29 protein-coding genes and 1 tRNA gene are annotated in these 26,963 nt (G+C 41.6%); 16 read left to right on the top strand and 14 right to left on the bottom strand.

The window, feature by feature from the left end; genetic code table 11:
* On the bottom strand, nt 1-924 hold a 924-nt coding region (locus tag ACKPQ5_RS00955; protein ID WP_407677214.1), incomplete at its 3' end, for a glycosyltransferase.
* Nucleotides 925-983: 59 nt separating this feature from the next.
* Entirely contained in the window at nt 984-1,925 is a 942-nt protein-coding gene (locus ACKPQ5_RS00950; protein ID WP_407677213.1) for a phosphopantetheine-binding protein, read from the bottom strand.
* A gap of 95 nt (nt 1,926-2,020) precedes the next feature.
* Between ACKPQ5_RS00950 and trpS the strand changes: the two genes are divergently transcribed.
* The gene (trpS, locus tag ACKPQ5_RS00945) at nt 2,021-3,097 is read left to right on the top strand and encodes a tryptophan--tRNA ligase (RefSeq protein WP_407677212.1); all 1,077 of its coding nucleotides are present in this window, start codon (nt 2,021-2,023) and stop codon (nt 3,095-3,097) included.
* 73 nt (nt 3,098-3,170) lie between these two features.
* Nucleotides 3,171-4,622, top strand: coding sequence for a hypothetical protein (locus tag ACKPQ5_RS00940; protein WP_407677211.1), 1,452 nt, complete (start codon nt 3,171-3,173; stop codon nt 4,620-4,622).
* A 66-nt stretch (nt 4,623-4,688) separates the two neighbouring features.
* Here ACKPQ5_RS00940 and ACKPQ5_RS00935 read toward each other — a convergent pair whose 3' ends face one another.
* Genes ACKPQ5_RS00935 through rnhC form a run of 6 tightly spaced genes read right to left on the bottom strand, consistent with a single transcriptional unit; the run spans nt 4,689 to nt 10,169 of the window.
* Complete coding sequence (locus ACKPQ5_RS00935; RefSeq protein ID WP_407677210.1) at nt 4,689-5,612, bottom strand: nucleotidyltransferase family protein; 924 nt, start codon at nt 5,610-5,612, stop codon at nt 4,689-4,691.
* Nucleotides 5,602-7,179, bottom strand: a complete 1,578-nt coding sequence (locus tag ACKPQ5_RS00930; protein ID WP_407677209.1) for an NAD(P)H-hydrate dehydratase — start codon at nt 7,177-7,179, stop codon at nt 5,602-5,604. Before ACKPQ5_RS00930 ends, ACKPQ5_RS00935 begins: the two co-directional genes overlap by 11 nt.
* Nucleotides 7,179-7,589, bottom strand: coding sequence for a holo-ACP synthase (gene acpS, locus ACKPQ5_RS00925; RefSeq protein WP_407677208.1), 411 nt, complete (start codon nt 7,587-7,589; stop codon nt 7,179-7,181). The genes ACKPQ5_RS00930 and acpS overlap by 1 nt, the downstream gene beginning before the upstream one ends.
* Nucleotides 7,586-8,332, bottom strand: coding sequence for a pyridoxine 5'-phosphate synthase (locus tag ACKPQ5_RS00920; protein ID WP_407677207.1), 747 nt, complete (start codon nt 8,330-8,332; stop codon nt 7,586-7,588). Before ACKPQ5_RS00920 ends, acpS begins: the two co-directional genes overlap by 4 nt.
* 22 nt (nt 8,333-8,354) lie before the next feature.
* Nucleotides 8,355-9,125: a ribonuclease HII gene (locus tag ACKPQ5_RS00915; protein WP_407677206.1), complete on the bottom strand. Its 771-nt coding sequence runs from the start codon at nt 9,123-9,125 to the stop codon at nt 8,355-8,357.
* Between the two features lie 18 nt (nt 9,126-9,143).
* A complete protein-coding gene (rnhC, locus tag ACKPQ5_RS00910; RefSeq protein ID WP_407677205.1) occupies nt 9,144-10,169 on the bottom strand; it encodes a ribonuclease HIII in 1,026 nt (341 codons plus the stop codon).
* Between the two features lie 9 nt (nt 10,170-10,178).
* On the opposite strand from rnhC, the gene mutY reads away from it, so the two are divergent.
* Nucleotides 10,179-11,228: an A/G-specific adenine glycosylase gene (gene mutY / locus ACKPQ5_RS00905; protein WP_407677204.1), complete on the top strand. Its 1,050-nt coding sequence runs from the start codon at nt 10,179-10,181 to the stop codon at nt 11,226-11,228.
* On the opposite strand, the gene ACKPQ5_RS00900 is transcribed toward mutY, so the two are convergent.
* Nucleotides 11,206-11,697: a hypothetical protein gene (locus ACKPQ5_RS00900; protein WP_407677203.1), complete on the bottom strand. Its 492-nt coding sequence runs from the start codon at nt 11,695-11,697 to the stop codon at nt 11,206-11,208. The two genes, mutY and ACKPQ5_RS00900, sit on opposite strands and share 23 nt — an antisense overlap.
* Nucleotides 11,694-13,148 carry a UDP-N-acetylmuramate--L-alanine ligase gene (locus ACKPQ5_RS00895; RefSeq protein ID WP_407677202.1) on the bottom strand — a complete coding sequence of 485 codons (1,455 nt, stop codon included), beginning with the start codon at nt 13,146-13,148 and terminating at the stop codon, nt 11,694-11,696. Before ACKPQ5_RS00895 ends, ACKPQ5_RS00900 begins: the two co-directional genes overlap by 4 nt.
* Nucleotides 13,149-13,260: 112 nt before the next feature.
* Here ACKPQ5_RS00895 and purD point away from each other — a divergent pair, with 112 nt between their 5' ends.
* The 7 genes from purD to dapF are packed head-to-tail and all read left to right on the top strand — an operon-like array spanning nt 13,261 to nt 20,699.
* The gene (gene purD, locus ACKPQ5_RS00890; protein ID WP_407677201.1) at nt 13,261-14,547 is read left to right on the top strand and encodes a phosphoribosylamine--glycine ligase; all 1,287 of its coding nucleotides are present in this window, start codon (nt 13,261-13,263) and stop codon (nt 14,545-14,547) included.
* Between the two features lie 54 nt (nt 14,548-14,601).
* Nucleotides 14,602-15,105, top strand: a complete 504-nt coding sequence (locus ACKPQ5_RS00885) for a low molecular weight protein arginine phosphatase (protein WP_407677200.1) — start codon at nt 14,602-14,604, stop codon at nt 15,103-15,105.
* Nucleotides 15,106-15,129: 24 nt separating this feature from the next.
* Nucleotides 15,130-16,419 (top strand): serine hydroxymethyltransferase, encoded by a 1,290-nt coding sequence (locus tag ACKPQ5_RS00880; RefSeq protein WP_407677199.1) that lies wholly within the window; start codon nt 15,130-15,132, stop codon nt 16,417-16,419.
* A gap of 47 nt (nt 16,420-16,466) precedes the next feature.
* Nucleotides 16,467-17,186, top strand: a complete 720-nt coding sequence (locus tag ACKPQ5_RS00875; protein WP_407677198.1) for a prepilin-type N-terminal cleavage/methylation domain-containing protein — start codon at nt 16,467-16,469, stop codon at nt 17,184-17,186.
* 42 nt (nt 17,187-17,228) lie between these two features.
* The gene (locus ACKPQ5_RS00870; protein WP_407677197.1) at nt 17,229-19,259 is read left to right on the top strand and encodes a ribonuclease R family protein; all 2,031 of its coding nucleotides are present in this window, start codon (nt 17,229-17,231) and stop codon (nt 19,257-19,259) included.
* A gap of 36 nt (nt 19,260-19,295) precedes the next feature.
* Nucleotides 19,296-19,832 (top strand): DUF5069 domain-containing protein, encoded by a 537-nt coding sequence (locus tag ACKPQ5_RS00865; protein WP_407677196.1) that lies wholly within the window; start codon nt 19,296-19,298, stop codon nt 19,830-19,832.
* An 18-nt stretch (nt 19,833-19,850) separates the two neighbouring features.
* Complete coding sequence (gene dapF, locus ACKPQ5_RS00860; protein WP_407677195.1) at nt 19,851-20,699, top strand: diaminopimelate epimerase; 849 nt, start codon at nt 19,851-19,853, stop codon at nt 20,697-20,699.
* A gap of 12 nt (nt 20,700-20,711) precedes the next feature.
* Here dapF and ACKPQ5_RS00855 read toward each other — a convergent pair whose 3' ends face one another.
* A complete protein-coding gene (locus ACKPQ5_RS00855; protein WP_407677194.1) occupies nt 20,712-21,476 on the bottom strand; it encodes a class I SAM-dependent methyltransferase in 765 nt (254 codons plus the stop codon).
* A 98-nt stretch (nt 21,477-21,574) separates the two neighbouring features.
* On the opposite strand from ACKPQ5_RS00855, the gene rplU reads away from it, so the two are divergent.
* The 3 genes from rplU to ACKPQ5_RS00840 all read left to right on the top strand — a co-directional run bounded on the left by rplU (nt 21,575) and on the right by ACKPQ5_RS00840 (nt 22,933).
* On the top strand, nt 21,575-21,892 hold the full coding sequence (gene rplU / locus ACKPQ5_RS00850; RefSeq protein WP_407677193.1) for a 50S ribosomal protein L21: 318 nt from the start codon (nt 21,575-21,577) through the stop codon (nt 21,890-21,892).
* Between the two features lie 18 nt (nt 21,893-21,910).
* Nucleotides 21,911-22,159 (top strand): 50S ribosomal protein L27, encoded by a 249-nt coding sequence (gene rpmA, locus ACKPQ5_RS00845; RefSeq protein WP_407677192.1) that lies wholly within the window; start codon nt 21,911-21,913, stop codon nt 22,157-22,159.
* A gap of 69 nt (nt 22,160-22,228) precedes the next feature.
* Complete coding sequence (locus ACKPQ5_RS00840) at nt 22,229-22,933, top strand: YceH family protein (RefSeq protein ID WP_407677191.1); 705 nt, start codon at nt 22,229-22,231, stop codon at nt 22,931-22,933.
* A gap of 11 nt (nt 22,934-22,944) precedes the next feature.
* Here the strand turns inward: ACKPQ5_RS00840 and ACKPQ5_RS00835 are convergent, their stop codons facing one another.
* A complete protein-coding gene (locus ACKPQ5_RS00835) occupies nt 22,945-23,886 on the bottom strand; it encodes a GDP-L-fucose synthase family protein (RefSeq protein WP_407677190.1) in 942 nt (313 codons plus the stop codon).
* A complete protein-coding gene (gmd, locus tag ACKPQ5_RS00830; RefSeq protein ID WP_407677189.1) occupies nt 23,886-24,902 on the bottom strand; it encodes a GDP-mannose 4,6-dehydratase in 1,017 nt (338 codons plus the stop codon). The genes ACKPQ5_RS00835 and gmd overlap by 1 nt, the downstream gene beginning before the upstream one ends.
* 120 nt (nt 24,903-25,022) lie before the next feature.
* On the opposite strand from gmd, the gene ACKPQ5_RS00825 reads away from it, so the two are divergent.
* The 3 genes from ACKPQ5_RS00825 to ACKPQ5_RS00815 all read left to right on the top strand — a co-directional run bounded on the left by ACKPQ5_RS00825 (nt 25,023) and on the right by ACKPQ5_RS00815 (nt 25,794).
* Nucleotides 25,023-25,099, top strand: a tRNA-Val gene (locus tag ACKPQ5_RS00825).
* Between the two features lie 21 nt (nt 25,100-25,120).
* Entirely contained in the window at nt 25,121-25,300 is a 180-nt protein-coding gene (locus ACKPQ5_RS00820; protein ID WP_407677188.1) for a hypothetical protein, read from the top strand.
* Between the two features lie 194 nt (nt 25,301-25,494).
* Nucleotides 25,495-25,794: a Dabb family protein gene (locus ACKPQ5_RS00815; protein ID WP_407677187.1), complete on the top strand. Its 300-nt coding sequence runs from the start codon at nt 25,495-25,497 to the stop codon at nt 25,792-25,794.
* On the opposite strand, the gene ACKPQ5_RS00810 is transcribed toward ACKPQ5_RS00815, so the two are convergent.
* Nucleotides 25,791-26,945, bottom strand: a complete 1,155-nt coding sequence (locus tag ACKPQ5_RS00810) for an AI-2E family transporter (RefSeq protein ID WP_407677186.1) — start codon at nt 26,943-26,945, stop codon at nt 25,791-25,793. The two genes, ACKPQ5_RS00815 and ACKPQ5_RS00810, sit on opposite strands and share 4 nt — an antisense overlap.
* Nucleotides 26,946-26,963 lie beyond the last annotated feature (18 nt).

Here is a 26,963-nt window from a genome sequence, read left to right as displayed (position 1 = left end):
GCCATCTCGATCGCCATTTTTTGCAACAACACCAGTAAAAAGAAAAATATCCGACTCCAGGAAAACCTTTCTCGTTTCTTTCTGAGACTTGCTCCCTATGAATAATACATGATCTGCGATTCCAAGACGATTTGTTTCCTTTACAAGAAACTTTTCCAAAGGTCCGGAGCCAATAATTTGAAGGCGAAACGGTACCGCTCGTGAAAAGAGTTCAACTGCGATTTTCAACTGATAAATGTAACCCTTTTTCTCAACTAATCGCCCTACACTTAATAATTCCAATCGAGATTCATTAACTAATTCAAAATTGGACCGAACGGGCCAATTTGCTAATCCTCTTCGAATTAATTTGATTTTCTTAATTGGAACTCCAAGTTGTTCAATTCTTCGTGCTGTTGACTGTGAGGAAGTTCTTATAAATAAAGCATTTTCAAACTTATGTTGAAGTAACCAATCCCCACCAGTTCGAAACACATCATAAGCATGTGCTCCCATTGAAAAGGGAGTATTCGTCAATTTACTTAATGCTAATGCTGCGGTAGCAGGCATTGTTGCCCAAATTCCATGAAGTAGGGAATATTTTTTATTTTTAAAGTTATGTGCTTCTACTAAGGCAAAACCCAACGCGAGAAAGGTTTCGTTCCAGTTTTGCAAATTAGGACAGGGCTTTGCCCAAAGCTCGACAAGGATTTCCTTAAAAACCTGGGGTTTTAACCATGCCCAGTAAGGAATCCAGAAAAATAGATATAAAAGGCGAAAGAATTGGAATTTAAGTATTTTTTTCCCTTCCCATTCTGAACGACCTTTCCAAATTGAATACAGATCTGGATCAAAACCAATCTGTGCAAAGGCGCGTAATTCACGCCTTACGAATGTTTCAGTAGGACGAGGAAAGGTGGCATAAAAAAAAGCAGCCTGATTCAACTTTTACAGTATTCGAAAGAATAGGGAATGAAGGAATTAAATTTATTCTTGGATGGTATTTAAGAAAACGATCTCTTCAATTTTCCATTTGATCCATTGGTAAGATCCTTCACTCCATTCGAAATATTGGTATTTCCAGATTCCCGAGCAAAATTGGTATCCTGTGCGTCGATCACAGGGAAATAATCAAAAGCCAATTTAATTTCCTCAGCATGTGCTGTTCTTTGACCATCAACTGTAATCTCTCCTTGAAAACAAGCAAGTGGGTGACGAATTCTAGAAACCTTAACTTTCATGGTTAACTTGTCACCGGGTTTACAAATCCTTCGGCACTTCACGCCATCGCAGGAAGTAAAGAAAATCGTATTGGGATCAACTTTTGAACTAAGGGAAGAGCTATCGCCTTTAAGGAGGAAAAACACACAAAGCTGACCAAGGGCTTCGATCATGATCGAGGCTGGGAAAACAGGATTCTCTTTAAAATGCCCTTCAAGAAAATATTCATTTCCCGAGATTTTGTATGTGGCAATTGCTTCCTTGTCGTCAATTTTTGCCGTTTCTAAGAAAAGAAATGGTTCACGGTGAGGCATAAGTGAAGCGATTTCCTCAATACGATAACTTTTAGATCGTTTGGGTGGTGCTTCCCCCCTTGCTTTCGCATCGAGGTACACTTTTACATCTCCTAAAGTGCGTAAATCCCTAAGTTCTTCATTATCAATGCTCACTTTTAGAGTTTGTTCAATAAGCATCACAATTTCCAACATGGTTAACGAATCCATTCCCAAATCTTCGTACATTCTAAGAGAATCATCGCTTTTTGACAGAATTTCTCTCTGCTCGGGTTCAAGGTGACGATCGATAATACCAAGAACAATTTTCTCGATTTGCGTGACGTCTTTGTCCAAGCGAAATGCAATGGCTGCTTCAAAAGTTCCCGCAGGGCAACGTTTGAGAAGATCTCTTAGATCATCGTGAACTGATTGGTCGGATGTTGTATCCATAACAAATGGGGTAAATGTTTTAGGGTGATTATTTCTAGAATGTATATATAAAATTATATTTATCATGTCCACAAACTATTTATTTTGAAAATCTTATGAGTTCAGAAGGCAAAAAAAAAGTCATTCTCTCCTGTGCCCAGCCAACGGGGAAACTTTCTTTAGGAAACTATTTAGGTGCCGTTCGCAATTGGGCGGAAATGCTTGAGAAGAATGAATGTTTTTTTGGCATTGTTGATTTACATGCAATTACCACCCCAGCAAAGCCAGCATTGCTTCGACAAAATGTGTTTGATTGCCTCGCACAATATATTGCCTGCGGACTGGATCCTGAAAAATGCCATCAATTTGTACAATCCCATGTGGTCGGACATACTGAATTGGCCTGGATCCTCACTTGCATTACTCCGATTGGCGAGCTTCAAAGAATGACTCAGTTTAAGGATAAAACTGCAAAACTTGGATTTAAAGCTACTCACTCGGACGGTGATGATCTCAAATTCAGTCATGAGGGTGCACGGCCCCAAGCTTCGATTAATGCAGGTATTCTATGCTATCCTGTTTTAATGGCTGCTGACATTTTGCTCTACAATGCAGATCAAGTTCCAGTGGGTGAAGACCAACGACAGCACCTTGAACTCTGTCGTGATCTTGCACAACGATTTAACCATCAATATTCTGAAACATTTGTCATCCCCAAGCCTTATGTCCCTAAAGTGGGATCACGAATTATGTCTCTTTCTGAACCGACTCGTAAAATGTCAAAATCAGATAAAAATGAGCGGGCAACCCTCTTTATTCTTGATGAACCAGATTTGATCAAAAAGAAAATTTCATCGGCTGTAACAGATTCCGGTTCCAAAATCGAATCCAACTCAGAAAAGCCGGGTGTGGCAAATCTTCTCTCCATTCATTCTGCGCTTTCAGGTCAAAATACCGATCAACTCGAAGAACATTTTGCAGGCAAAGGGTATGGCGTACTAAAATCAGAGTTAACCGAACTGATCAGCGATTCTCTCCAACCTGTACGTGAAAAATACCACGAATTGATCCAAGACAAGACATACCTGAAAAGTGTTCTTGCACAAGGTGCAAATGCTGCCCAAAAACGAGCTTATAAAATTCTCGGAAAAGTGTATCGAAAAGTGGGTTTTCCTGAACGAGATCGCACATAATGAATTCTTTTACATTTTTCGCTTGGTTCTTTTAGAAAAAACAAACAGATAATATTTAACTTATTTATTTAAAATGGATTTCGAAGAAAACGAGGAAGAAAAAGAAGGGGTTACCAAATGGCCTTTCTATTGTGCTGCCCTTTTTATCATTTCATTGGTCATCGGCTTTGCATATCTTCATCTAACTGTAAATAAAACCCTTGATCAGTGGCAACTGACCACTTGTATTCTCGCCTCAGGCCTCGCTTCCATTCTCGTCTTCATACCTCATTTAATTGACCGGTTTCTCGCCATTGCATTTGATCCTTCGAATCGAAAAGACGAGGAACTCCATCGAAAGACTTATTTTGACATAAAAGAAATGAAAAGCCAGTTGGAGGCATTTTCAGTAAAAATTGATAAAGTCCCCACATTGGTTGATAAAATTGTATCCGATTCTCAAAAACAAGAGCCTTCCCCCGACCCTACCCTTTCTGAACTCCCTAATGATTTAAATGAAATTAAAAGGAGTCTGATGGAAAAATTGAAAGGACTCGAAGAATTAGTGGTTCAAACTCCCCTCCTTCCAGAACCGGACCCTGCCGTTGCTCAAATGGCTCAGAATATTCCTTTGATTCAAAACTCGATCGATTCCCTATCCAAGGAGGTTCAAAGTCTTAAAAAGTTAGTTCAAACATTACCCACCGAATTCCCGGAACCTGTGGTGATTGAAAAAAAAGACCCAGAACTAGTTTCCGATCGCTCACCGAATAATGTGGAAAGCGATCCTCTTTCCGATGATTCCAAATTAACAAAAGAAGAGGAGGATATAGAGGAAGAAATTATTGAATCGGACCCGGCAGAAGAAACCATCGTCGAGTCGAGCGTTGAAACTGAATCGTTCGGGCAGGATACTGAAGAATCAAGCGGAGAGGTTGAGATTGAACTAGAGGGCCAGAATGAAGACGAAATGGAACCTCCTACTCCACCAAATCCTGCACTTGAATCCTCTCCAGAAGGCCAAGACCAAACAATTGAAGATGAACTTGATACCAATGACGAGACCGCTACTCCTGAAAAAAGCCAACCAAGTGAGGAGTCACCCGATAATACTGACGTTCAAGAAGAACCGGTGATTGAAGAGCTTGCACTCGAACTTCCCGACCCTGCGGAGACCCTGCGTAAGGTCGATGCCATACTGCAAGAGACTGACCCAAGCGATTCCTCGGGAAGTAGTATTTCATCACTTGAAAATAAGGAAATTTCAGTCCCCAAAACATCTTCCACGGGCACCACTTCAGTCGTAGCTAATGTAATGATTGGAATTGGAAATAAACCCTACCTTCGAGGGGAAGGTCCTGGATTAAATTGGGATGAAGGCGTCCCGATGAACTTTATTGAAATTGGCAAGTGGGCCTGGTCTCCATCCCGAAAAAATGCCTCCCTGACCGTTCAGTTATACCGAAACGATAACGACCCCGATCAATCCGGAAAAATAGAGGTCAAAGCAGGTGAAAAAATTGAGATTACCCCCCAATTCGGCTAAGCAAATACTTTGCTTGTTACCTCGCTTCAATGAGTTCAATCAATAGGGGAACATTGATACAAAAAATTACGCCATACTCAACGGGCTCGGGTAAAATCCAGCGTTAACCAAATTTGCGATTGATTCCTCAACACGGGGTTTATCTTCCTTATAAGTCACCCCCATCCATTCGCATTTCGCCTGTTTCACCTGGACTTGGGCAATCCCTTGCTTAATCCATTGATCCACCGCAAAAGGAAGATAAAATTCCTCCTTCTCCGCATCTGATAGTTTGTGAAGAAACTCAACAAAGCTTTTTTCCAGAAATTCAAAAACAGAAGAGGGAAAAGCCCAAACATTCATGGAGACCAATTCCTCGCCGGTCAGTTTTCCTCCTTCTCCCTTGCTATTAATTCCGATAATTGGATTTCCTTGAATTCCAGTCCATTCCTCCACTTTTTTTAAAACTCCACTCTCAGTCTGGCAGATTCCACGAGAAACTGCCCCGTACTCGGACATGGTTTCGGAAAGGCGAAACCCGACCATTGCACATGGCAGTTCATCGTGTATTGAAAAAGTAGAAAACTCCGTAAATTGCTCATACAGAACTTTAAATGTTTCCGCTCCGTAAAAATCATCCGCATTAATCACTGCGAACGGACTATGCTCGAGTTCTTTCCTGGCTGCCCAAACCGCATGACCCGTACCCCATGGTTTTTCCCGGCCTTCCGGAAAATTACATCCAAGAGGCAGATCACTTTTTTCCTGAAAAGCGTACGACACCTCCATGATTCCCAAATATTTAGCGCCTATCTTTTCGCGAAAAATTTCTGCAATTTCTTCCCGAATTAAAAAAACAACTTTATTAAAACCAGCCTTGCGGGCGTCATAGATCGAATAGTCCATGATCGTTTCTCCGCTCGGTCCAACAGGATCAAGTTGCTTTAGTCCTCCGTAACGGGAACCCATGCCAGCAGCGAGGACGAGAAGAGTAGGTTGTTCAGAAGTCATTTCGTATTGCAAAGGATAGATAATCTAAGACATCGGTCGAATAAACTGCTTCCTGTCCATGCTGACGCGCAAGAACCTCTCCTGCTCGGCCGTGCCAAAGCACTCCGAGTGAAGCGGTGGAAAAAAGATCGTATTTTGCTTTTGCCAGTAAAGCGCCAATAATTCCTGTCAGTAAATCACCACTTCCCCCTCGTGCTAAAAGCGAGCTACCAGAAAAACAATAATGATGTTTCTCCGTAGAGATAATTTCTGAATGTGCTCCTTTAAGAACCACAATTGAACCAGTTAAAGATGAATATTCTCTCGCTGATTGTGAACCAGCAAAGCGTTTAAACTCACCGGCGTGAGGGGTAAGGATTAAACGTTCCGGTACAGGAATGTTTTCCAAAATTTCAGAACGGAGGGCATCCGCGTCAATAACGACCGAACCTTTCCACAAGTGAAGTACCTCGCGAACAAGCGAATGCGTTTCGGCTTCTATACCTAATCCTGGACCAATCGCCAGGGCGGTTGCTTTACCAAGAAATTGGCGAATTTTGCCTAATCCCTCAAGCGCTAATCCACCCTCTGGAGTTTCCGGTAAGGGAATCCACATTGCTTCTGGTCGCTGGGCAACAAAAGACGAATGTAAAGATTCGGGAATACCGACCGTAAGAAGACCTACGCCAGCTTTTAGAGCGGCTTGTGCAGCCATCATTGCTGCTCCCCCCAACTCCCGCGAACCTGCGAGAAGAAATAGGTGACCATGAGTACGCTTGTCACAGTCAGCCGGTCTTAATGTACGTAATTTCCTCAATGCCGAGCCACATAGAACCTGCTTTTGTGAGCTTTTAAAAGATCGGTCTGATTTCTTTACAAAAAAACCGAGATCCAAATAACGAAGGCGGCCCGTCCACTTTTGATTACCCGATTCAATAATAGGGCTCTTTGCGATACCCGTTGCATAGGTAAAATCAGCCCGAAGTGCTTCACCACAAAAATCTTGCCCCACTCCAGTGGGTATATCCACAGATGCTCGAACTGCGATCCCTTCGCTTTGATTGATTACAGAAATTAAGTCAGCAATTGGAAACTTCAGCGGAGATCTTGCTTGCATACCCAGTAAACCATCAATTGAAGCAGAGAAATCGCGCTCTTGTAGTAAATCTGCAAAAATCTTTTCAATTTCTCCCCTCCCCTTCAAAGCTTCAAGGGGTTCAACCTCTTTTACTCGCTTACCAACCAACTCGATCAGTTCAACATGAGCCCTCTGGCAAAGTGGCTTACAATCCTGCCATTTACAGAGCTGCCAAATTACTGCACGTGCCGTGGGTATAGTCTTCAGTAGGCGTTTGGCTGCAATCAAAGCATCGCCTCCATTGTGGCCCTTGCCTACTAAAACCAAAATTCGTGGGCGATGGGGAATAGTTCGTAATTCGCGCATGTCCCTCAACAAGCCATCCCCTAATGCATCACCCGCCTGATTCATTGCTTCCCATTCACGCTCTTGGTCGCCATTAAAATAATTGCTTTCAAACGCAAGCGCTTCCTCGCAACTCAAAATAGGATCGCTGGGTAAGGAGTTCATCACGAAACCAGGATTACCACTGCCGAAGCAACAGTTGATAAATGAGTAAGACTGATCAGCACTTTGGAAGCACCTACTTTTTCAAGTAATTCTTGGCCTGCTTCACTCAATTTAATAAATGGTTCTCCGGCATCTCCATGAACTACTTCGGAATCCAACCATCCAAACTCCTTGCCCATTCCTGTACGAAAAGCTTTTGCCATCGCTTCCTTGGAAGCAAAACGGGTGGCGTAGAAAGGAGCGGAGTCTGACTTATCATCGCAGTACGACTGCTCTTCAGGAGTGAAAATCTTATTTAGAAAATGCTCCCCGTGCCTTTCTATGGATTCCTTGATTCTGGAGACTTCGATTGTATCAATGCCAAGACCTATCACATTACTACCCAATGGAATTTCCGGTATCGATGTCACTGATTCAAGAGGGTACGCATTTTTTTTACCGATTCCACCAAACCGGTGTTCAGGGAACGGGAAATAATACTGTGACCAATATTAAATTCGTAAATTGATTCCAGCGTCTTGGCTCCCTCCACATTTTCATAATTAATTCCATGCCCCGCATTTACCCGTAATCCAAGCTCCAATCCAACTCGCATTCCCTCCCTTAAAATACTTAATTCTTTTTCCCTTCGCTCGGAATCATACCATGCACGGGCAAAGCTTCCAGTGTGCAACTCAACCCATGGGGCACCGATCTTTGCACAGGCTTCCAACTGGTGAGGGTCCGGATCAATAAACATACTCACCGGGATTCCATTTTGAAGTAACTCGCGAACCACCTCGTTCGCTCGTTCAATATTCCCGCACACATCCAGTCCGCCTTCGGTGGTTACCTCTTTCCGATTTTCCGGCACCAGGCAAACGCTGTCCGGATTTATTTCCTGAGCCAACTGAACCATCTCCAGCGACATCGAGGTTTCCAAATTCAAACGGGTTTTCATCTTTTCCTGGTACCGTTGAACATCCTCCACCTGCACATGCCTTCTGTCTTCGCGAATATGCATAGTAATTCCATCCGCACCAGCATCTTCTGCGAGCCAGGCCATTTGTGCAGGATCGGGCTCCACAAAGCCTCCAAAGGTATTTTCTTCATCGCGATAGCGTGCCTGCCGCAATGTTGCAACATGGTCAATATTTACTCCTAACAAAATCATACGAATTAAAAATATCTTTTTTTTACGAGAAACTCAACTGGCTTTGCGAATCTTCTTCATTTGATTTTTTCTCCGCTCCGCAATTTAAGATTTTCCTAAGAAATCGAGGTCGATGGTGAATACAGGGACCATTTTCCTGTAGACCTACTAAATGCTTAGGAGAACCATATCCCTTATTCGAGGCAAAATCATACCCTTCATAAACGAGCGCTAATTTTCTCATAAACCGATCACGGGTTACTTTTGCCACTATTGAACCCATGGCAATAGCCAATGAAAAAGTATCACCTTTGATCAATCCCTCATGTTGAAAAGGAAGTTTTTTCATCGGACGACCATCCACGCTTACCACCCATGTGTTTTCTTTCCGACTCATTGCATCCGCAAACAAATCTTTTTCTGATTTAAAATCCGGCTTCCAAATTTCCTTGGAAGATAAGGAAACCCCCTCCATTGCACGCGTCATTGCGAGGCAGGTAGCCCCGACAATATTTTCGGCTTCGATTTCCTCGACCGAAGCCTCCCCAAATGCCCAGAACAGATCTCCCTTCTCCTCTAGTTTTTGAATCTGTTCAAATAGGTCCTCTCTTTGCTTCTCTTTGAGTTGTTTAGAGTCATTAACCGTGGAGCAAGACTTTCGATTTCCTCGATGTTTAAAAAAATCATTTTTCAACAAGACAGCACCCGCCACTACAGGCCCGGCGAGGCAGCCCCGGCCGGCCTCATCAACCCCAATAATTCCCAGATATCCCTTCGTTCGCTTCCGATCAAAAGTCCATAGTGGATTGACCATCTTTTCAAATATGAGGCCTTACCCCTTTCGCCATTTTGAATTCCACTTTGGCTTTGCGGGAGGAGTCTTTCCCATAGCCTCATAAGCAGTTTTAAAATGAAGTTTACAGAACTCTTTCATTCGTTCCTCCCCCCACTTTTGGTAGAGGGATGTTGCTTTTTCCTTTGCCTGAGACCCTGAACCCTTGGGGAGAACACACCCTGCTAATTCGCCAAGCTTTTTCATCTGTTGCAACCAAGTTGCTCGGGCAATTATTGACGCGGCTGCCACAACTGGGTCCTCCTCCGCTTTGGTTCGCATTTGTAAATCAAAGTCCTGCCCTTCCACGTATTTCTGCACGAGTGGTTGTTTAGTAAACTGGTCCAGTAAACCCCAGGATGGTTTTCTTTCTTTAATGGCATCGTTCAAAGACCGACCGTGTAACCAAGCCAGGAATTTATTTAAATTACTATCAAATTGTAAGTACAACTCATTGTATTTGACCATATTGGTATATGCCACTTTGACCACGACACCCTTCGTATCCTTAATTTGCTTTGCCATTTTAAGAATCGCACCATCTGTGATTGTCTTACTGTCTCTCACACCTGAATTCATCCAATCCCTGACCATATCACCATCAGCGACAACGCATGCCGTGACCACCGGACCGAACAAATCTCCCTTTCCACTTTCATCCAACCCGGCATGCGGTTCGAACCATTCGGGGTTATTCACCTCCTCATAGCCGAGTAAAAATTCTCCGGTTACCTCAGGTTCAAGAATATTGGCCACAAAATCCTCGGTCTTTCTACCCTGGACAACCAGTTTACCGCTTTCATAGACAACCACCTTTACCAATTCCCCATCGAATGCATAACGGGCATATTGAACAGTACGGGTAGGCCAATCTCTGGACTTTAAAGAATTCCCCAATTTGTCCATTTGCTCATTGGATAATTTTAGGGTATAAGAATTTTTTTTCTTTCTTTCTCCCTCACCTGAATTTGAAGATGCACTTACCATATCTAAATTATCAATGGAAAAGTCGGACGGAAAAAGCAACTGCCAAGCATGAATAATTTACTCACAAAGCATATTCTCGGAGAATTGGAAAATCGAGAAAAGTTTCAGATAGACCTTCTTGAATGGTTTGATAGCCATCAACGGGAGCTTCCCTGGCGACATAACTCTTCGTTATACAAAACGGTTATCTCGGAATTTATGCTTCAACAAACACGGGTCACAACCGTTTTACCTTATTTTAAAAAGTGGATCGAAAAATTTCCTGACTTTAACTCGCTTGCTTCTGCTAAGGAAGAAGAGGTTCTCAAGGGATGGGAAGGTCTCGGCTATTATTCAAGGGCAAGGAACTTACATAAACTTTCCAAAATCGTAAGCACATGGGATTCATTTCCAACAGATGCAAAGTCCTGGCAGAACCTTCCCGGGATTGGTCCCTACATCGCCGCGGCGATTACCAGTATTTCCTTTAATCAAAAGGAAGCCGTTTGTGATGGAAATGTAGTCCGTGTATTGACTCGAATATTGGCCTGCGGAGAAGAATTTAAGGATGGATCAGTCGCTCAAAAGAAGTTGCAACCCCATGCACAGACACTCCTTAATATTCAAAGACCGGGAGATTATAATCAGGCATTAATGGAACTCGGGGCAATTGTTTGTCACCGTCAATCTCCTTGCTGTACCATCTGCCCAGTTCAGGCCTATTGTAAAAGTGGAAAACAGGGAGACCCAGAAAGATTTCCGGTTCTAGCAAAGAAAAAAAAGTCATTCCAAAAAATAAAACGTTTTTGGATTGAATCAAGTGACTCACTCCTTCTACAAAAACCAAAGGAGGGAGGAAATAAATTGGTCGGGATTTATGAGCTACCTAAAGCTATTGAATTAGAAATTGCAAAAAAGGGTAAAATACTCGCCGTTAAAAAAAGAACAATCGGACAGGTCGATTTTGAAGAATCGATTTACTTAACTTCCCTTAAACAAGATTGTGAAATCAATCGATACAATATGGAATGGATCAAGTGGGAGAATTTAAATAAAATAACCCTTTCAGGACCTCATCGAAAATGGATTGAAGAGCTTAAACTGAAGAATTCGAAATAATTCCTTCGAATAGAAAGTGATCTAAAACATTAAAGTCTTCCTCTCGGGCAATTCTTTTTGCCTCTGGGTTCATTAAAAATTTCTCATGCGGTTTAATTCCGACCCGGCCTATATCAAGACGATCGGAGTCCCAGCAGGTACCGATAGTGATGTTCTCAGTAACCTTCCCTACTGTGTGGGTACGACAGGCTTCGCATAAATCCTCAAATTGAACTGCATTCAGAGGAACTAATTGAGAAATTGTCCGAAGATATTTTTCCGCTCTCGGTCCATGTTCTAAGTCTCGATGATCATCCTCTCTCTTTGAATCATGAAATAGAGCAAATAATTGAACCACTTGAATATCCGCTGAATTGAACTGGCAAAGATAAGTTCCATTTCTCTCCACGGTCTGCCAATGAGAGACACCATGGATTGAACTGTTCGACAATTTTGCCTCCGAAATTACCTTCGCCACAAGATCCTTCATGAAAGATCCTTTGGGGTAACATATTGAACAAACTTTTCAATCTCTCCATCAAATGATCCGTTGGAAAAGAAAACAGTTAGGACCGCTTGATTCAGATTATTTTTTGATTTTAAATAATCTCCTAAGTCAGAATTTTTCGAAAAAGAACACCCCTCTCGACCTGAATTCTTAATCCTGTCAATCATCGCTTGTGTATCAATCCTTTGTGCAACAGGTATTTTGTCGCCTCGATGAACCGCACCGAGCAGAACCTCATCGGCGATAGATAATGAATCCGCAAAACGATCCTGAAAAATATTGGTTACTGCCGTATTACTTCGAGGTTCAAAGCATGCGATGATCTTTCGATTGGCCCACCTAGCCCGCAACGACTCTAATGTACCAGCAATCGCGGTGGGGTGATGAGCAAAGTCTGAAATAACCGTAAACTCGTCTTGGTCCACCAAGATTTCCTGCCTACGCTTCACGCCCTTACACGATGAATAATCAGGTAATTTAAAACCGGAAAATGGATTAGTTCGGAGGATTTCCTTTCCCTCGCAAATGGCTTGAGTCAATACGGAGCTCAAAAATGACATCGCTAAATTTCGGGCATTATATTCTCCTGGCATTTGCCAATCAATGGAACAAATCTTTTCGCCCTGCCAAAAAAGTTCAAATTTCGTACCGTCTTTGTTTTCGGCAAAATTTTTAATTTGTAGATCATTTCGGTCCCCTGTACCGACTGAAAATGTCGTGCACCATGGAGCGTTGGGCAAAGAAATAATGTTCATGTCATCTCCATTTCGAAGCACAAATCCATTGGATGGCACAATTCGGAGAAGATGGGAAAAACTTCGGGAAATATCTTCTAAATCCCTAAAAATATCTCCGTGATCAAATTCTAAGTTATTTAAAATTAAGATACGGGGGCGATAATGAATAAATTTACTTCTTTTATCAAAAAAAGCAGAATCGTATTCATCTCCCTCAATTACAAATGGTGACCCCAGCGCTCCCAGTTCATTTCCAGAGGGCAAATCCAATGGAACCCCACCTACTAAATATCCCGGAGATAAACCAATCTGTTCCAATGCAAACGCAGACAGAGAAGTTGTCGTTGTTTTCCCATGAGTACCGGCAACCACCAAGCATGGTCTCGACTTGATTAAATCTTCACCGATCAGTTGAGGGAGAGAAACATAAGGAAACTTTCGAGTACTCAAAATAAACTCGACCTGTTCGTTTCCTCGAGAAACTGCATTGCCGACGACCACCCGGTCCGGATTCCACGAATTCATAACCTGCTGATCAAATCCTTCAAACAACTCAATTCCGGCGTTCGCAAGAACGTCCGACATAGGGGGATATACTCCAAGATCAGATCCTGCTATCTCGTGACCCTGTTTTTTGAGTAAAATCGCCGCGTTTCCCATCGCCGTTCCACCAATACCAATAAAAAATACCCGCATACCATCCGAGTAGGCAAATTTTGACCGAAGGGGAAGCAAAATCCACATTTAGTTCTTCACAAAAATAAAATTGCCTCGACTTATTGTCTACTTTTAAGGAGATCGGTTAGTGATGAAGGAAGAAAATATGAAAATTCTTGTTATTGGAAGCGGAGGAAGGGAGCACACACTGGCAAAAGTGTGTTCGAATAGTCCATTAGTCGATAAAGTCATTGTTGCCCCGGGCAATGGTGGAATAACTAAAGAATTTCTTACTTTCCCTCTCGATGTCGAAAAAAATGATCAAATTGTAACTTTGGCGAAACAGGAAGAGGTAGACTTTGTAATCATTGGCCCGGAAGTTCCTCTATGTAATGGTGCAGTCACTACATTGGCATCGGAGGGTATATTAGCTTACGGACCCAATAAAGAAGCAGCCCGATTGGAAGGGAGCAAGGCATTTTCCAAAGATTTTCTTGCTAAACATGGCATACCCACTGCCTCCTACGGGAATTTTAGCGAGATTCAACCCGCACTTGAATATCTATCCACCTGTTCACTTCCGGTTGTAGTAAAAGCAAGTGGATTAGCAGCAGGAAAGGGAGTATTAATTTGTTCTACCCTGAAAGAGGCAGAATTTGCCGTCCAAGATATGCTGGACGGCGCCAGTTTTGGAGATAGTGGACGAGAGGTTGTAATTGAGGAGTTTTTAGAAGGGGAGGAGGCTTCGCTCCATTTAATCTGTTCAGGTGAGAATTATGTCACCCTTCCGATCAGCCAAGATCATAAAAAAGTAGGAGAAGGTGATACTGGTTTAAATACCGGAGGTATGGGGGCGTATGCACCAACCAAGTTGGTAACTGATGAAATGTTAATAGAGTACGAAAATTCGATAGTTATCCCCACCCTGAAGGGACTAAAAGCAGATGGAATCGATTTCCGAGGCACATTATACATTGGCTTAATGCTTACCTCCAATGGTGCCAAAGTACTTGAATTTAATGTGCGGTTTGGAGATCCTGAAACTCAGGTAATTCTTCCATTAGTGCAAGAAGACCTTGTTCCTGTTTTAATTCAATCTGCAAAAGCAGGTACTTTACCATCCAAGTTGGCAATTAAAAATCAATCGGCAATGATTGTAGTTCTTGCAAGCAAAGGCTATCCGGAAAGTTATCCTAAGGGAGAGGTAATCCAACAACCCGAACTTTCTTCGGAGGATAGTCAAATTATTCATGCCGGGACCCAGTTAAATGAAAAACAAGAAATCGTGAGTGCAGGGGGAAGAGTGCTCGGAGCAGTGGGATGGGGGGAAAGTTTAGAACAGGCAAGAGATCGAGCATACGAATTATGTGAAAAGATTCATTTTACCTCAAAATATTTTCGTAAGGACATTGGACATAAAGAATTTTCTAGAACATAAATTGATTCAATCTTGCCTTTTTGTCGGAAGATCGAGAAAAAGTGATATTCGAACATGGGAAAAAAAAGCCGAGAGAAAAAGGAACGTAAGCAAGAAAAACTAGTTGTATTTGTATGTACTGCTAATGTTTGTCGTAGTCCAATGGCGGAAAAATTATTTGAAGATGCTTTGACCAAGTCAAAAATTACAAAAAAGGTGCGCGTTTTTTCAGCCGGTATCTCTGCAATGGATGGGGACCAGGCATCTGACAATTCGATACAGGCATGCCAAGAATTGGACTTGGACATATCTGATCATCGAAGTGCAGCATTAACCCGTGCCACCCTCGAGAATGCCTCGGCCATTTTTTGCATGACAGAATCTCACCGTGCATTACTCAACATGTATTTTGAAGTGCCGGAAAGCACATCTATATTTCTGATGAGAGAATTCATCGATCAAGGATCAAAAGAGTTACCGGATCCCTATGGTCAGGATATGGAAGTCTACAGGGAATGTAGAGATCGAATGAAAGAAGCACTCCCCTCTCTTCTCAACTGGGTTGAGAAAACTCTTTAATTTCATAAGTTTATTATTTTCACCATGTACAATACAGAAACAGCATCCACTTCATCCTCATCCTTTCTCGATCCCACCTCCCTTAAAGAGCTTGATCCAGAAATTTTTCAAGCAATCGAAAAGGAAAAAATCAGACAACGCACGCACATCGAATTAATTGCATCGGAAAATTTCACACTGCCCGCAATTATAGAAGCAACTGGAAGCGTACTAACAAATAAGTATGCGGAAGGATATCCGGGAAAAAGATATTATGGTGGATGCGAACATGTCGATGTCGCAGAGAGCCTTGCGATTGAACGTGCCAAATCTCTTTTTGGAGCTGAGTACGCAAATGTACAACCACACTCGGGTAGTCAGGCAAATACGGCCGTTTATTTTGCCATGCTACAACCCAATGACAAAATTTTAACGATGAGCTTGCAAGATGGTGGTCATCTTACTCATGGTCATCCCAAAAATTGTAGCGGTATGCTCTATGAGGTAATTAACTACGGAGTGAATCCAGAGACGGGCTACATTAATTACGATTCAATTGAAGAAATTGCGAATCGGGAAAAGCCCAAATTAATTACCGTAGGGGCATCGGCTTATCCCCGAGTTATTGATTTTGAAAGAATGGGTACGATTGCAAAAGGATGTGGGGCATTATTGCTAGCGGATATTGCCCATATCGCTGGTCTTGTTGCCGCTGGGTTGCACCCCTCCCCCGTTCCTCATGCTGACTTTGTTACCACAACGACCCACAAAACTCTCCGGGGTCCACGCGGGGGACTCATTATGTGTAAAGAAGAATACGGAAAGGCAATCGACTCTGCCGTCTTCCCTGGTAATCAAGGGGGTCCCCTCATGCATGTAATTGCGGCGAAAGCCACTTGTTTCAAGGAAGCAGCAAAACCCTCCTTCCAAGAATACCAACAACAAGTGATTAATAACTCTGCTTCTCTCGCTACTGCATTAAGTGCGAAGGGTTTTCATTTAGTGAGTGGTGGAAGCGATAATCATTTAATGCTACTCGACCTACGTCCATCACACCCGGAATTAACAGGAAAGAAAGCTCAGATTGCTTTGGATGGAGCGAATGTAACCCTGAATCGAAATACGGTGCCTGGGGAAACTCGTAGTCCTTTCCAAACCAGTGGCTTGCGCATTGGAACTCCCGCAGTTACTTCTCGGGGAATGAAGGAAAATGAAATGAAAGAGATTGCCAGTATAATTTCTGATGTTCTTTCCAACCCGGAAGACTCCTCTGTTTTAAATGAGGCGCAAAAGAAGGCACTTGCCCTCTGTGAAGGTTTTGCATTACCATATTAAATTGTAGTTTAATTTATGCTTATTTTACCGAACCGAATCACGAAAACATGAATGTAAAAAAATCTAAGAAAAAAGGGTTTACCCTAATCGAACTTCTCGTAGTCATCACAATCATTGGTATTCTTGCTGGGATTGCATTTGTCGGTTTTGGCGATGTGTTTGGTACAGCAGGCAGAACGGCTGCTCAGAAAAATTTAAAGACTATCTACGAGTCTCTTGTAACCAAGAGTCAATTCTCCTTCCCGATGAGTGATGATGTGAAAAGTGCAGCTGACTTTGCAATTTGGTACCGTAAAAAGACCAATGACACCCGACCTGAACTTTGGTTTCTTCCTGATGATGAAAAGTACAGGGACTTACTCGAAGACGATAGTGGAGATGGACCACCCTCACAAATCCCCAGTGAGTATGGAGAACTTGATAGCGTAAAAGATGCGATCGGGTATACTATTGCCATTCCCGGTGATGACGCAGAAAGTAGAAAATTTAATCGAAACTTAAAAAGTGGTGCATACCCAATCATTTGGACAAGAGGCCTCGAATCCGGTTCAGACAGTTGGGATGTGGATTCTCCTTGGGCAGGTGAAGGGGGTCATGTACTTTTTAGCGACGGTACAATTCGTTGGTATGACGATACAAAAGGAAAAGATGAAAACGGAGTCTTTTCAGCAGCAATCAACAAAGAAGATGGTGCTGATAAAAAATCTGAATCGACCAATGACATCTCAGCCGCCCTTCCCATTGGCTGGGAAATGACCAAGGATTAAGAATCAGTCTTTATTTTATCAATTTTTTAAAATTTTAACTCTGTGGGCCGAGTAAAAGTCCATGGCATTTTATATTTTGGGAAACAAGGACGAGCAAAAGTTGTTGTAGAAGGAAAAGACGAACCCATTGCCCTCGCAAAAGGTTCTTCTGGTACGGCAATTCACGGAGACACAGTTGAACTTACCGTCCTGCCCCCCAAAACGAAAAAATTTGACCGTAAAAAAAGAGATCGAAAACCTTCCAAGGCTCGCTACGAGGTCAGGAAAATCATCAAGCGTGGAACAACTGAATTCCTAGGTTACTTGCGAAGGGACCTTGGCCGTTCACTCGTACAAGCTGAAAACTCGAGGCTCTTTGTTCCCTTTAAGATTCTTGGAGACCAAAGAAATGCGGTTGAGCATGATAAAGTATTAGCCCAATTTGTGCGATGGGACCCGCCGGCTCGTATTCCTATGTGTAAGGTCCTTCGGGTACTGGGACCAAGCGACGATCCACTTACTGATCATAAAGGAATTTTAGCAAAATATGGGTTAAGTGGAAATTTCCCAGACAAGGTAATGGAGGAAGCAAAAGCTTGCCCCGATCAAGTTTCAAAGGAAGATCTTACCGATCGGAAAGATATCCGAAGTATCTTCACACTAACGATTGATCCACTGGATGCCCGTGATTTTGACGATGCATTATCGGTAAAGGAATTACAAAATGGTGAGTGGGAAATCGGAGTCCACATTGCAGATGTTTCTCATTACGTAAAACAAGGCAGTGCCCTAGATCGTGAGGCCAATCGGAGAGGGAATTCAACTTATTTAGTGGGGGAAGTCGTTCCCATGCTGCCCCATCGTTTATCAAGTGGGATTTGTAGTTTAGTGGAGGGCGAAGAGAGATTGGTTAAGTCAGTCTTCTTTGTCTTCTCAAAAGAAGGTAATGTAGTACGTTCAAAAATTACTGAGTCCGTTATTCTAAGCGATAAAAGACTGACCTATGAACAAGCCAGTCTATTTTTGAAGGAAGATGAACTCGAAAAGATTAAATCTGCCAAGCCACCCCCTAGTCGTTATTCTGGGAACCCTGGAAAACTCTTAAATGAACTCCCTGATAATCTCCTTCAGGACCTGCAGGTAAATATTCGTAAAATTGCTTCAATTGCAAGAGTACTCCGAGCCGAACGGATGAAAAAAGGTTCACTCGATTTGGAATCAACAGAGGTCAAAATCTTAGTCGATCAAAAGGGGGAACCTGAAGAAATTTTACAGTCAGAAAGTGATGAAAGTCATCACATGATTGAAGAGTTTATGCTTTTAGCAAACGAACGGCTTGCAATTGAATTACGAAAACAAAAATTACCGGGCGTTTTTCGGGTTCATCCAGACCCAGATCCGGAAAACTTAGAGGAATTAAGAGGCTTTCTACAAGTATTTGGTATTTCATGCGGTGAACTAACCGGAAGGAAGGAAGTGACTAAAATGCTTACTGCAATGAATAAGCATCCACTATCTCAGGTTCTCCGAATTAAATTCTTAAGAAGTTTAAAGCAGGCTTGTTATAAGAGTACCCCCGATGGACATTATGGACTGGCGAAAAATGATTACCTTCATTTCACTTCTCCCATTCGTAGATATGCCGATTTGATTGTTCATCGAACTATTGAAGATCATGTCCGTGGAAATAAGAGAAAGAAAATAGACCACGCTCGACTGGAAGGAACGGCAAAGCATTTGTCCATAACCGAACGAAATAGCGTGGATGCAGAGAGGGAATCAGTAAAAGATAAACTATTACTGTACTACAAAAGAGATATTGGAAAAAGACCTGCACCGTCACATCGAGCAATTATTACTGAGATTTCCAGAAGAGGATTCTTTATTGAACTGATTGACACCCTCGCACGCGGATTCGTACCGATTCGTACACTTCCCCGTGAACTGGGTTACCGAGTCTCTTCCAATGGCACTTCGCTCGTCGCAAGGAATGCAAAGATTCAATTAAAGCTTGGCCAAGAAATCAGCGTTCATATTGACAAAGTTTTTGTATCGGACAAGCAACTCGATTTTCGACTCGCAAAAACATCTTAGGTTGACAGTTGCCTGAAGTTTTTCGATCACTTCTTGATGAATTTTAATTACCAAAAAGAATTAGTTCGAATTTGGGAGAATGCAGTAGAACTATACCGTAATGGAAATACTTCTGCCGATACTTTTCCAATCCAGCATGATCTTCCATTTTTGAATAAAATTGGCCTCAATAAAATGGATATTTTTGATTATGTTGAAGATTGGGTATGTGAAGGAACTCCAGATCTTGGTACTTTTCTTCTTATTCATGACTTACGCAGAGATTTTTTTATTGAAGAACAAAAAGGAATTCATTCGCTCGAGAAACTCGATTCAAAGGCACTTCCGGGCAAAACCGAAAAGTTGAATGGTATCACCTGGCTTCCAAGAGTAATAGGTAAAGCCAGAGCTAAATTGAGAGGTGAACTTCCCTTTGATACAATGTTTTGCTGTGGGGGAGACAGGGCATTCTTTGGGACTAATGACATCCATCCGGCAGAATTCTTGCGTATTGTTAGAAAATCTGAATCTGAAGATCATTTGATTGCTCAATGGGTTTCGGAAAGAATTAAATCGTCTCAAACAAATTGCTAAACAATATTTTTGCCTATTATGGAATTCGAAAAATATCACGCTCTAGGAAATGATTATCTCGTTTTTGACCCCAAGGGAAAAGACATCACATTTTCGGAAAAGGAAATCATCCGGATATGCCACCGTAATTTTGGTCTAGGCTCCGATGGGATTCTACTCGGACCTACAAAGTCAGACCGGGCAGATTATAAGCTAAGAATTCTAAACCCGGATGGAAGTGAAGCTGAAAAGAGTGGGAATGGACTGAGAATATTTGCGAGATATTTACGGGATATTAAAAAAGTGTCCACACAACCCTTTCAAGTCGAGACATTGGGTGGAATCGTATCTTGTCAGGTATCAGAAGATAAATCGGTCATAATTGTTGAAATGGGGAAAGTAAGTTTTCATAGCGATAAAATTCCGGTTAATGTGCAGGGTAATTCAAGAGAAGTTTGTAATGAAATAATTGAAGTAAATGGCAAAAGCTTACAATATTATGCCGCTACAATCGGGAATCCACACTGTGTTATTCCTGTGGAGAATGCAAATCAAGCACTGGCAATGGAATTGGGTTCGGGGTTAGAAAATCATTCCAATTTTCCAAACCGTACTAATGTTCAATTTTTACAGATCATTAATCGTAATCGGATCAAAATTGAAATCTGGGAACGCGGTGCAGGCTATACCCTGGCTTCAGGAAGTAGCAGTTCGGCGGCAGGTGCAGTAGCACGGAAAATGGGGGCATGTGATGAAAATATTACCGTTGAAATGCCAGGAGGAGAAATTGGTCTGCTCATCGATGATGAATTCAATGTTCAAATGACTGGCCCAGCGACTCGTGTAGCAACGATGGAGTTGGACAAAGAATGCCTTGAAGTCAGCTAAGGTAACTAAGTTCTAAAGGTCAGGTTTACGGGCGATCCAAAATCGACATTCATCTGAAAAGTCCTGGACTCTCTTAGATTCTTCAGAAATGCGGGATCGCAATACATCGCGCTCCAATAAAAAACCCGCATCTTTTAAGTCTTTTCGTACATCTGAACAGTCTGGAACATGAATAAATAATTTTCCATTCGGAGTTTCCCCATACCGATCTCCAAATTCGACAAGGGCTTTATCTTGTAATCCAATCCTCCATTTTTTTCGTTCGTTCGCCCAAAATTTTTTCCATTTCGGAAGGGAACGATCATGAGAAGTAAAAACAAACCTTCCATTTGGCCTAAGTATTCGAAAACATTCCTGTATCGCTTTCTTCCGATTCGTTCGGTGTGGAATTTGCATTAATCCATTAAATCCGAAAATAACTCCATTAAATGAATTACTTGCAAATGATAATTGAGTTGCATCAGCAGTAAGAAAATTGATTCGACTATTTCTTTCTTTTTGTATGCTCAAAGCACGTTTCACCATTTTACTGGAAACATCACTGGCCGTTAACTTTTCATATCCAAGCATCCATAAAGAAAAACTTATCCTCCCTACCCCGCAGCCTAATTCTAAAATCTCCGCATTTTGACTTGGAAAACATTTTCGAAAAATCAATTCTTCAGATGCCCATAATCCAATTTTACGGGTCGCTTCTTCATAATGATCGAGAACACCCCTATTCTCAAAATAAGAAAGGACTACTTTTTCATCCACCATCTGATTGTCAAATTCCATAAAATAAATTCTAATTATGCATATATTTCGATATGCGAAAAGCTAAGATGGCGCTTGCCAATTTCAAAGTTAAATGGTTTATTATCTCATTTCCTATCATGAAAGCCACTATTCAAACACAGGGCAGCCAATTTACTGTCCAAAAAGGCGATATACTTTTCGTAAATCGCTACCCCGACACAAACGAAGGTGATCAAGTAAGCATTGATCAAGTTCTCATGCTTGTAGACGAAGGCAAAGCGACCTTTGGTACTCCTAATGTAGAAGGAGCTACAGTTAAAGCAAAGATTCTCGAGAATAAGAAGGATAAGAAAATAGTTATTTTCAAAAAGAAAAGAAGGCAGGGTTACAAAAGAAGAAAAGGACATCGCCAACATATTTCAGTGGTTCAAATCGAATCAATTGATTTAAAGTAAACAGAAGAGAATTCCAATATGGCACACAAAAAAGGACAAGGTACTTCTAGAAATGGAAGAGATAGTAATAGCAAACGCTTAGGCGTTAAAAAGTTTGGCGGCGAATCAGTTGTTGCTGGCAATATTATCTTAAGACAACGCGGCACAAAATACCATCCTGGCAAAAATGTGGGATTGGGCCGCGACCACACACTTTTTGCTCTTACCCCCGGTAAGGTTGAATTTGATAAGCCTCATCGTTTGGTTAACATAGTTTCTGATAATTAAAGGCCTCTAAGCTCAAACGAGCTCTTTTAAAGTCTTTCGTTTTTCAATATCTTCCTATACTTGTTTTCTATGGACGAAGCAATTAGTGAAGATAACACATTGGTTGAACTAACTTTTGAGGAGACTCGCGTTTTAGGTTCCTTGATCGAAAAAGAACTGACTACGCCAGAATACTATCCAATGAGTCTAAATGGTTTGGTTAATGCGTGTAATCAGAAAAACAATCGATTACCACGAACCGATTTCGATGAAGATGAGGTAAAAAAAATAATTGAAGAACTTCGCATTAAAAGACTAGTGCATCGAGTTGACCTTGTTGGTTCACGCGTACCAAAATACCAACACAATGCAGAGAAGGAACTGGATTTAATTAAACCGGAACGAGCTCTTCTTGCCGAGTTACTTAATCGCGGACCCCAAACAACTGGCGAATTGAATAATCGGGCAAGTCGAATGTTTTCGTTTGATGGAATTTCTGATGTCGAGGAGACTCTTCAAGAATTGATGGATCGAGATCCTTCCCTTATTGGTATAATGGATCCATCTCCCGGACAAAAAGAACAACGTAGATTCCATAAATTGGCCCCCAAACCTGTAATTGAGGAATTGAATGACGGAGTTGCGGTGTATGTACCAGGACCCGATAAACGAATTGACCAGGTCGAAGAAATGACAAAGGAATTTACCGAATTAAAAGACGAAGTCGAAACCCTTCGTTATCATTTGAGAGAGTTATCGGATGAATTTAAACATTTCCGAAAACAATTCGAATAATTAATTTTTATTCAAATTCGCAAAGAGTTATTCTCTTCGCATCGTAAAAAGTCGCCGTATGTGCTTTTTAGTCCTTGTTCAAGGGATATTCTTGCTTTCCATCCAAGGTTATCAAGTAATGAAACATCTAACCTCTTGACTGGTGTTCCGTCCTCCTTGGTTAGATCATGCGTAATTTCACCGACAAATCCAGTTGTGTCCTTGACCAAGTTTGCCAATTCCAAAATGGTTTGATCCCTTCCGGTTCCGACATTTATCCAATCGGGCGGATTATCGACAGACAATAAAAATAATAATGCATCTGCCAAATCATCTGCATGTAAAAGTTCTCGCCTTGGTTTTCCCGTCCCCCAAATACACACTTCAGATTGCCCCGTTTTTTTTGCCTCATGGAACCGCCTAATAAGGGCAGGAAGAACATGGGAATTTTGTGCATGATAATTATCTCCTGGTCCATACAAATTAGTGGGCATCGCAGAATGAAACAACACTCCGTATTGCTTTCGATAATGCCTACACATCTCTAAACCGGCAATTTTTGCCAAAGCATAAGCCGAATTTGTAGGCTCTAATGGACCCGTTAGCAGTGATTCTTCCTTCAAAGGCTGTTCTGCCTCTCGAGGGTAAATACAGGAACTTCCCAAATTTAAAAAACGAGTTACTCCCACTTCGTATGAAGTATGTATTAAATTTGTATTGATCAGTAAATTTTCACGAATAAAGTCTGCTGGAAAAGTATTGTTTGCATAGATTCCACCAACCCGACCCGCTGCGTTAATCACGATATCTGGTTTTTCTGAAGAAAGAAAATGATGAACATCCAGCTGGTTACAAAGATCAAGTTTCGTTCGATTACGGGTAATTATCTCGTACTCTTCCATACGGGATTTAAATGCACGAATTAGAGCAGAACCAACCATTCCGTTGTGTCCACTAACGAAAACCTTTTTCATTAACTAAGGTTTGCCTCGGATAAAGCTTTTTCCTGCAGGGCAAGTTTCATATCCGCATCCACCATGATAGAAACAAGTTCCTTAAAGTTTACCTTAGGTTTCCAACCCAACTTATTCTCCGCCTTGCTTGCGTCCCCAATTAAAAGATCCACCTCTGCAGGACGTTCATATTTCTGATCGAAGCCCACAAATTCATTGTAATCTAAATCGAGGCAGGAAAAAGTTTCTTCCAAGAATTCACGAACGGTATGGGTTTCATTAGTCGCGATTACATAATCATCTGGCTCGTCCTGTTGAAGCATCAACCACATCGCTTCAACATACTCCTTCGCATATCCCCAATCTCTTTTCGAATCGAGATTTCCAAGAATTAATTTTTTTTGCAACCCTAACTTGATACGAGTTGCCGCACGGGTAATTTTTCGGGTAACAAATGTTTCACCCCTTCGTGGTGATTCATGGTTGAATAAAATTCCACTACTTGCATGTAAACCATAAGATTCTCGATAATTTACCGTGAGCCAATGCGCATACATTTTTGCACATGCGTAGGGAGATCTGGGCCAAAACGGGGTAGTCTCAACCTGGGGAACCTCCTGTACCTTACCATACATCTCGGAAGAGGATGCTTGATAATACCGAACCTTATTAACCAGACCCGCTTCTCGAATTGCCTCTAAAATACGTACTGCACCTACTCCTGTCACATCACCGGTATACTCGGGAATATCGAATGAAACTCGCACATGACTTTGGGCACCTAAATTATAAATCTCATCCGGTTGTAGCTTGTAGAGTAACTTTACCAGCTGAACTGCATCTGCTAAGTCTCCGTAATGTAAAAATAACTTGGTGTCATCAACAAGTGGGTCTTTATACAAATGATCAAGACGCGAAGTATTAAAGGAAGAGGCACGCCGTACTATTCCATGTACTTCATATCCTTTATCTAGTAGGAATTCTGCCAAGTAAGAACCATCTTGACCAGTTATACCAGTAACGAGTGCTTTTTTCATAAAAATGAACCCTAAAAAAGTTATTACTTTTCGTAAAGGAAACTCGTGTTCAACATCTCAAGAATCCAACATCGTTGACAAATCCGATGTTCTTCTTCAAATAACATATCTACAAAAGAAGGGGGATTAGCTCAGTTGGTTAGAGCGCGTGCATGACATGCATGAGGTCACTGGTTCGATTCCAGTATCTCCCACCATTTTTAAATCAAAATTATTCAATGAATAAACAGAAGAAATCTAAGATGGAATGGTTTATTATCATTGGGCTTATTCTCCTTTTTGGATCTGTTTGGTTACTTGCCCACTGGAATCTTTCCCGTCAACCTCCTCACCATAAAGGTCCAGGAAGTGTAGGTTATGAAGAACCGACTCCACCATCGGATCTAATTAGTAAATAAACCTGTAAGTGTTTTGCCGAAGTTATCAGTCATCTGGATGGGGAATGGAAAGTATTATATAATGACTAAGAAACTGTTTCTACCCTTACCGATTAACTCCTAAAGTTGAAACTTAGTTTTGAAACTAAATTTCATGTTTAATTAATATGCTGTATTTACTTTATTTTTTGTACTCTTTCAGTTAGCTAATAAGCATGCTTATTCATACAGTTATTTTTTGGCTTAAAAAAAGTTTAAATACAGAGGATCGTTCTCAATTCTTTCAAGGAGTAGAAAAACTGGGAGAAATTCAATGCGTGAAACATAATTTTATCGGTACACCCGCAAATACGACCAAAAGACCAGTTGTTGATGACACGTATGACTGCGCATTAACAGTAGTTTTGAAAGATCTAAAAGATCATGATTTATACCAAGTAGACCCAATCCACTTAAAGTTCATTAAAGAATGCTCACACCTGTGGGAGAAAGTGCAGATTTTCGATGCGGATTAGGTCTTTATGGACGAATTTGATTGGTTCGCCAAAAAACGTACGAGGCCATAAGCAAGTATTACTGCCATTGGTCCAATAATAAAACCCTGCGGACCATAGGATAAAATCCCCCCGATAATACCGAGGAAAAGCATAAAGCTTAACCAAGCTCCCTGTTCATGTAATCGCCTTCCCATACGAGCACGAATTCGACTAATTAAATAATTAAAGAATAAACTTAAACCCGCCATTGCCATTGCGGTAACCGGTTCTCCTCTAGTCCAGACTAAAGAAGACAGTGGAAGCCAGACCATAGCACTTCCCACTACCGGTACTAGTCCAATGAATGCTCCAAGGAAAAAAACAGGGAGAAAAAAGAATCCACCTATAAAATGAGCGACCAAGGCAAGTGCAACACCGCGTATAAGCGAGGTGAGTACAGTATCACTTAATAAGCGAAGAGTAATCTTCCTGTGCATTTCAAGCCATCCGTTCACTTCACTTTTCTCGAATCCACCAATTCGCATTGCTCCTTTAAGAAAACTCGAACCATGCGCATAGAGGAACGACAGTGCAATTAAGGCAAGAGCAAGTTCTGCTACAAAGCCACGAGTTCCTTTGAACAGAAATTCCAAAAAAGTTCCCGAAAATTCCCGGGTATCCCCTACCAAGTTGGAAACAAATTGAACCGCTTTCTCCTCATCGAGAGGTAGTCTCGGATAAATCGCATGAATTTCACGAATACGTGCTGAGATGCTTTGTAAAAGAGCTTCCCTTCCCTCCTCTTCCCCCAAAGCAAGAGATAGGATCGTGTCAAGCATGCCTTGGTTTGGATTTGAAGCCTCCCAAATGATCAAGAGAAATGGAGATAAGATGATTAAGAGTAAAGAAATAGTAGCTAAAACTGCACATAGTTCTGATCGCCTTCTCGGGTCAATAGAAGGTAACAGTTTTCTTCCTATACTCTCAATCGGTCGGAAAAATACCGGGTAGGTTAACGCTGCCAGGGATACTGCGAATAAAATAAATTCAAAAAGAGGAGAGAAAGTACCGTATAATGGAATTAGAAGGAGTAATAAGGCTAAAACAAGTAAACCACGTTTTTTCCAGAGTTGCCAAAATGCATCTCTTTTTACAGTGAGTAAGTCATGTTCTTCTTTGTCGTTTTGCATATCCTTTGTTCGGATTAA

Source organism: Candidatus Seribacter sulfatis, assembly GCF_964187635.1.
GTDB lineage: Bacteria > Verrucomicrobiota > Verrucomicrobiia > Opitutales > Seribacteraceae > Seribacter > Seribacter sulfatis.
Note: the sequence above shows the minus strand (reverse complement) of the source record. Positions and strands in the feature narration are given on the sequence as shown.

Coding starts and splice junctions, on each gene's coding strand:
- ACKPQ5_RS00865 (WP_407677196.1), top strand. CDS start 19,296: ATGAATTTTAATTACCAAAAAGAATTAGTTCGAATTTGGGAGAATGCA.
- ACKPQ5_RS00880 (WP_407677199.1), top strand. CDS start 15,130: ATGTACAATACAGAAACAGCATCCACTTCATCCTCATCCTTTCTCGAT.
- trpS (WP_407677212.1), top strand. CDS start 2,021: ATGAGTTCAGAAGGCAAAAAAAAAGTCATTCTCTCCTGTGCCCAGCCA.
- ACKPQ5_RS00950 (WP_407677213.1), bottom strand. CDS start 1,925: ATGGATACAACATCCGACCAATCAGTTCACGATGATCTAAGAGATCTT.
- ACKPQ5_RS00930 (WP_407677209.1), bottom strand. CDS start 7,179: ATGAACTCCTTACCCAGCGATCCTATTTTGAGTTGCGAGGAAGCGCTT.
- ACKPQ5_RS00875 (WP_407677198.1), top strand. CDS start 16,467: ATGAATGTAAAAAAATCTAAGAAAAAAGGGTTTACCCTAATCGAACTT.
- mutY (WP_407677204.1), top strand. CDS start 10,179: ATGAATAATTTACTCACAAAGCATATTCTCGGAGAATTGGAAAATCGA.
- dapF (WP_407677195.1), top strand. CDS start 19,851: ATGGAATTCGAAAAATATCACGCTCTAGGAAATGATTATCTCGTTTTT.
- ACKPQ5_RS00840 (WP_407677191.1), top strand. CDS start 22,229: ATGGACGAAGCAATTAGTGAAGATAACACATTGGTTGAACTAACTTTT.
- purD (WP_407677201.1), top strand. CDS start 13,261: ATGAAGGAAGAAAATATGAAAATTCTTGTTATTGGAAGCGGAGGAAGG.
- ACKPQ5_RS00915 (WP_407677206.1), bottom strand. CDS start 9,125: ATGGTCAATCCACTATGGACTTTTGATCGGAAGCGAACGAAGGGATAT.
- rpmA (WP_407677192.1), top strand. CDS start 21,911: ATGGCACACAAAAAAGGACAAGGTACTTCTAGAAATGGAAGAGATAGT.
- ACKPQ5_RS00835 (WP_407677190.1), bottom strand. CDS start 23,886: ATGAAAAAGGTTTTCGTTAGTGGACACAACGGAATGGTTGGTTCTGCT.
- ACKPQ5_RS00855 (WP_407677194.1), bottom strand. CDS start 21,476: ATGGAATTTGACAATCAGATGGTGGATGAAAAAGTAGTCCTTTCTTAT.
- ACKPQ5_RS00820 (WP_407677188.1), top strand. CDS start 25,121: ATGAATAAACAGAAGAAATCTAAGATGGAATGGTTTATTATCATTGGG.
- ACKPQ5_RS00935 (WP_407677210.1), bottom strand. CDS start 5,612: ATGACTTCTGAACAACCTACTCTTCTCGTCCTCGCTGCTGGCATGGGT.
- ACKPQ5_RS00815 (WP_407677187.1), top strand. CDS start 25,495: ATGCTTATTCATACAGTTATTTTTTGGCTTAAAAAAAGTTTAAATACA.
- ACKPQ5_RS00895 (WP_407677202.1), bottom strand. CDS start 13,148: ATGCGGGTATTTTTTATTGGTATTGGTGGAACGGCGATGGGAAACGCG.
- gmd (WP_407677189.1), bottom strand. CDS start 24,902: ATGAAAAAAGCACTCGTTACTGGTATAACTGGTCAAGATGGTTCTTAC.
- ACKPQ5_RS00885 (WP_407677200.1), top strand. CDS start 14,602: ATGGGAAAAAAAAGCCGAGAGAAAAAGGAACGTAAGCAAGAAAAACTA.
- ACKPQ5_RS00900 (WP_407677203.1), bottom strand. CDS start 11,697: ATGAAGGATCTTGTGGCGAAGGTAATTTCGGAGGCAAAATTGTCGAAC.
- ACKPQ5_RS00810 (WP_407677186.1), bottom strand. CDS start 26,945: ATGCAAAACGACAAAGAAGAACATGACTTACTCACTGTAAAAAGAGAT.
- rplU (WP_407677193.1), top strand. CDS start 21,575: ATGAAAGCCACTATTCAAACACAGGGCAGCCAATTTACTGTCCAAAAA.
- ACKPQ5_RS00920 (WP_407677207.1), bottom strand. CDS start 8,332: ATGATTTTGTTAGGAGTAAATATTGACCATGTTGCAACATTGCGGCAG.
- ACKPQ5_RS00940 (WP_407677211.1), top strand. CDS start 3,171: ATGGATTTCGAAGAAAACGAGGAAGAAAAAGAAGGGGTTACCAAATGG.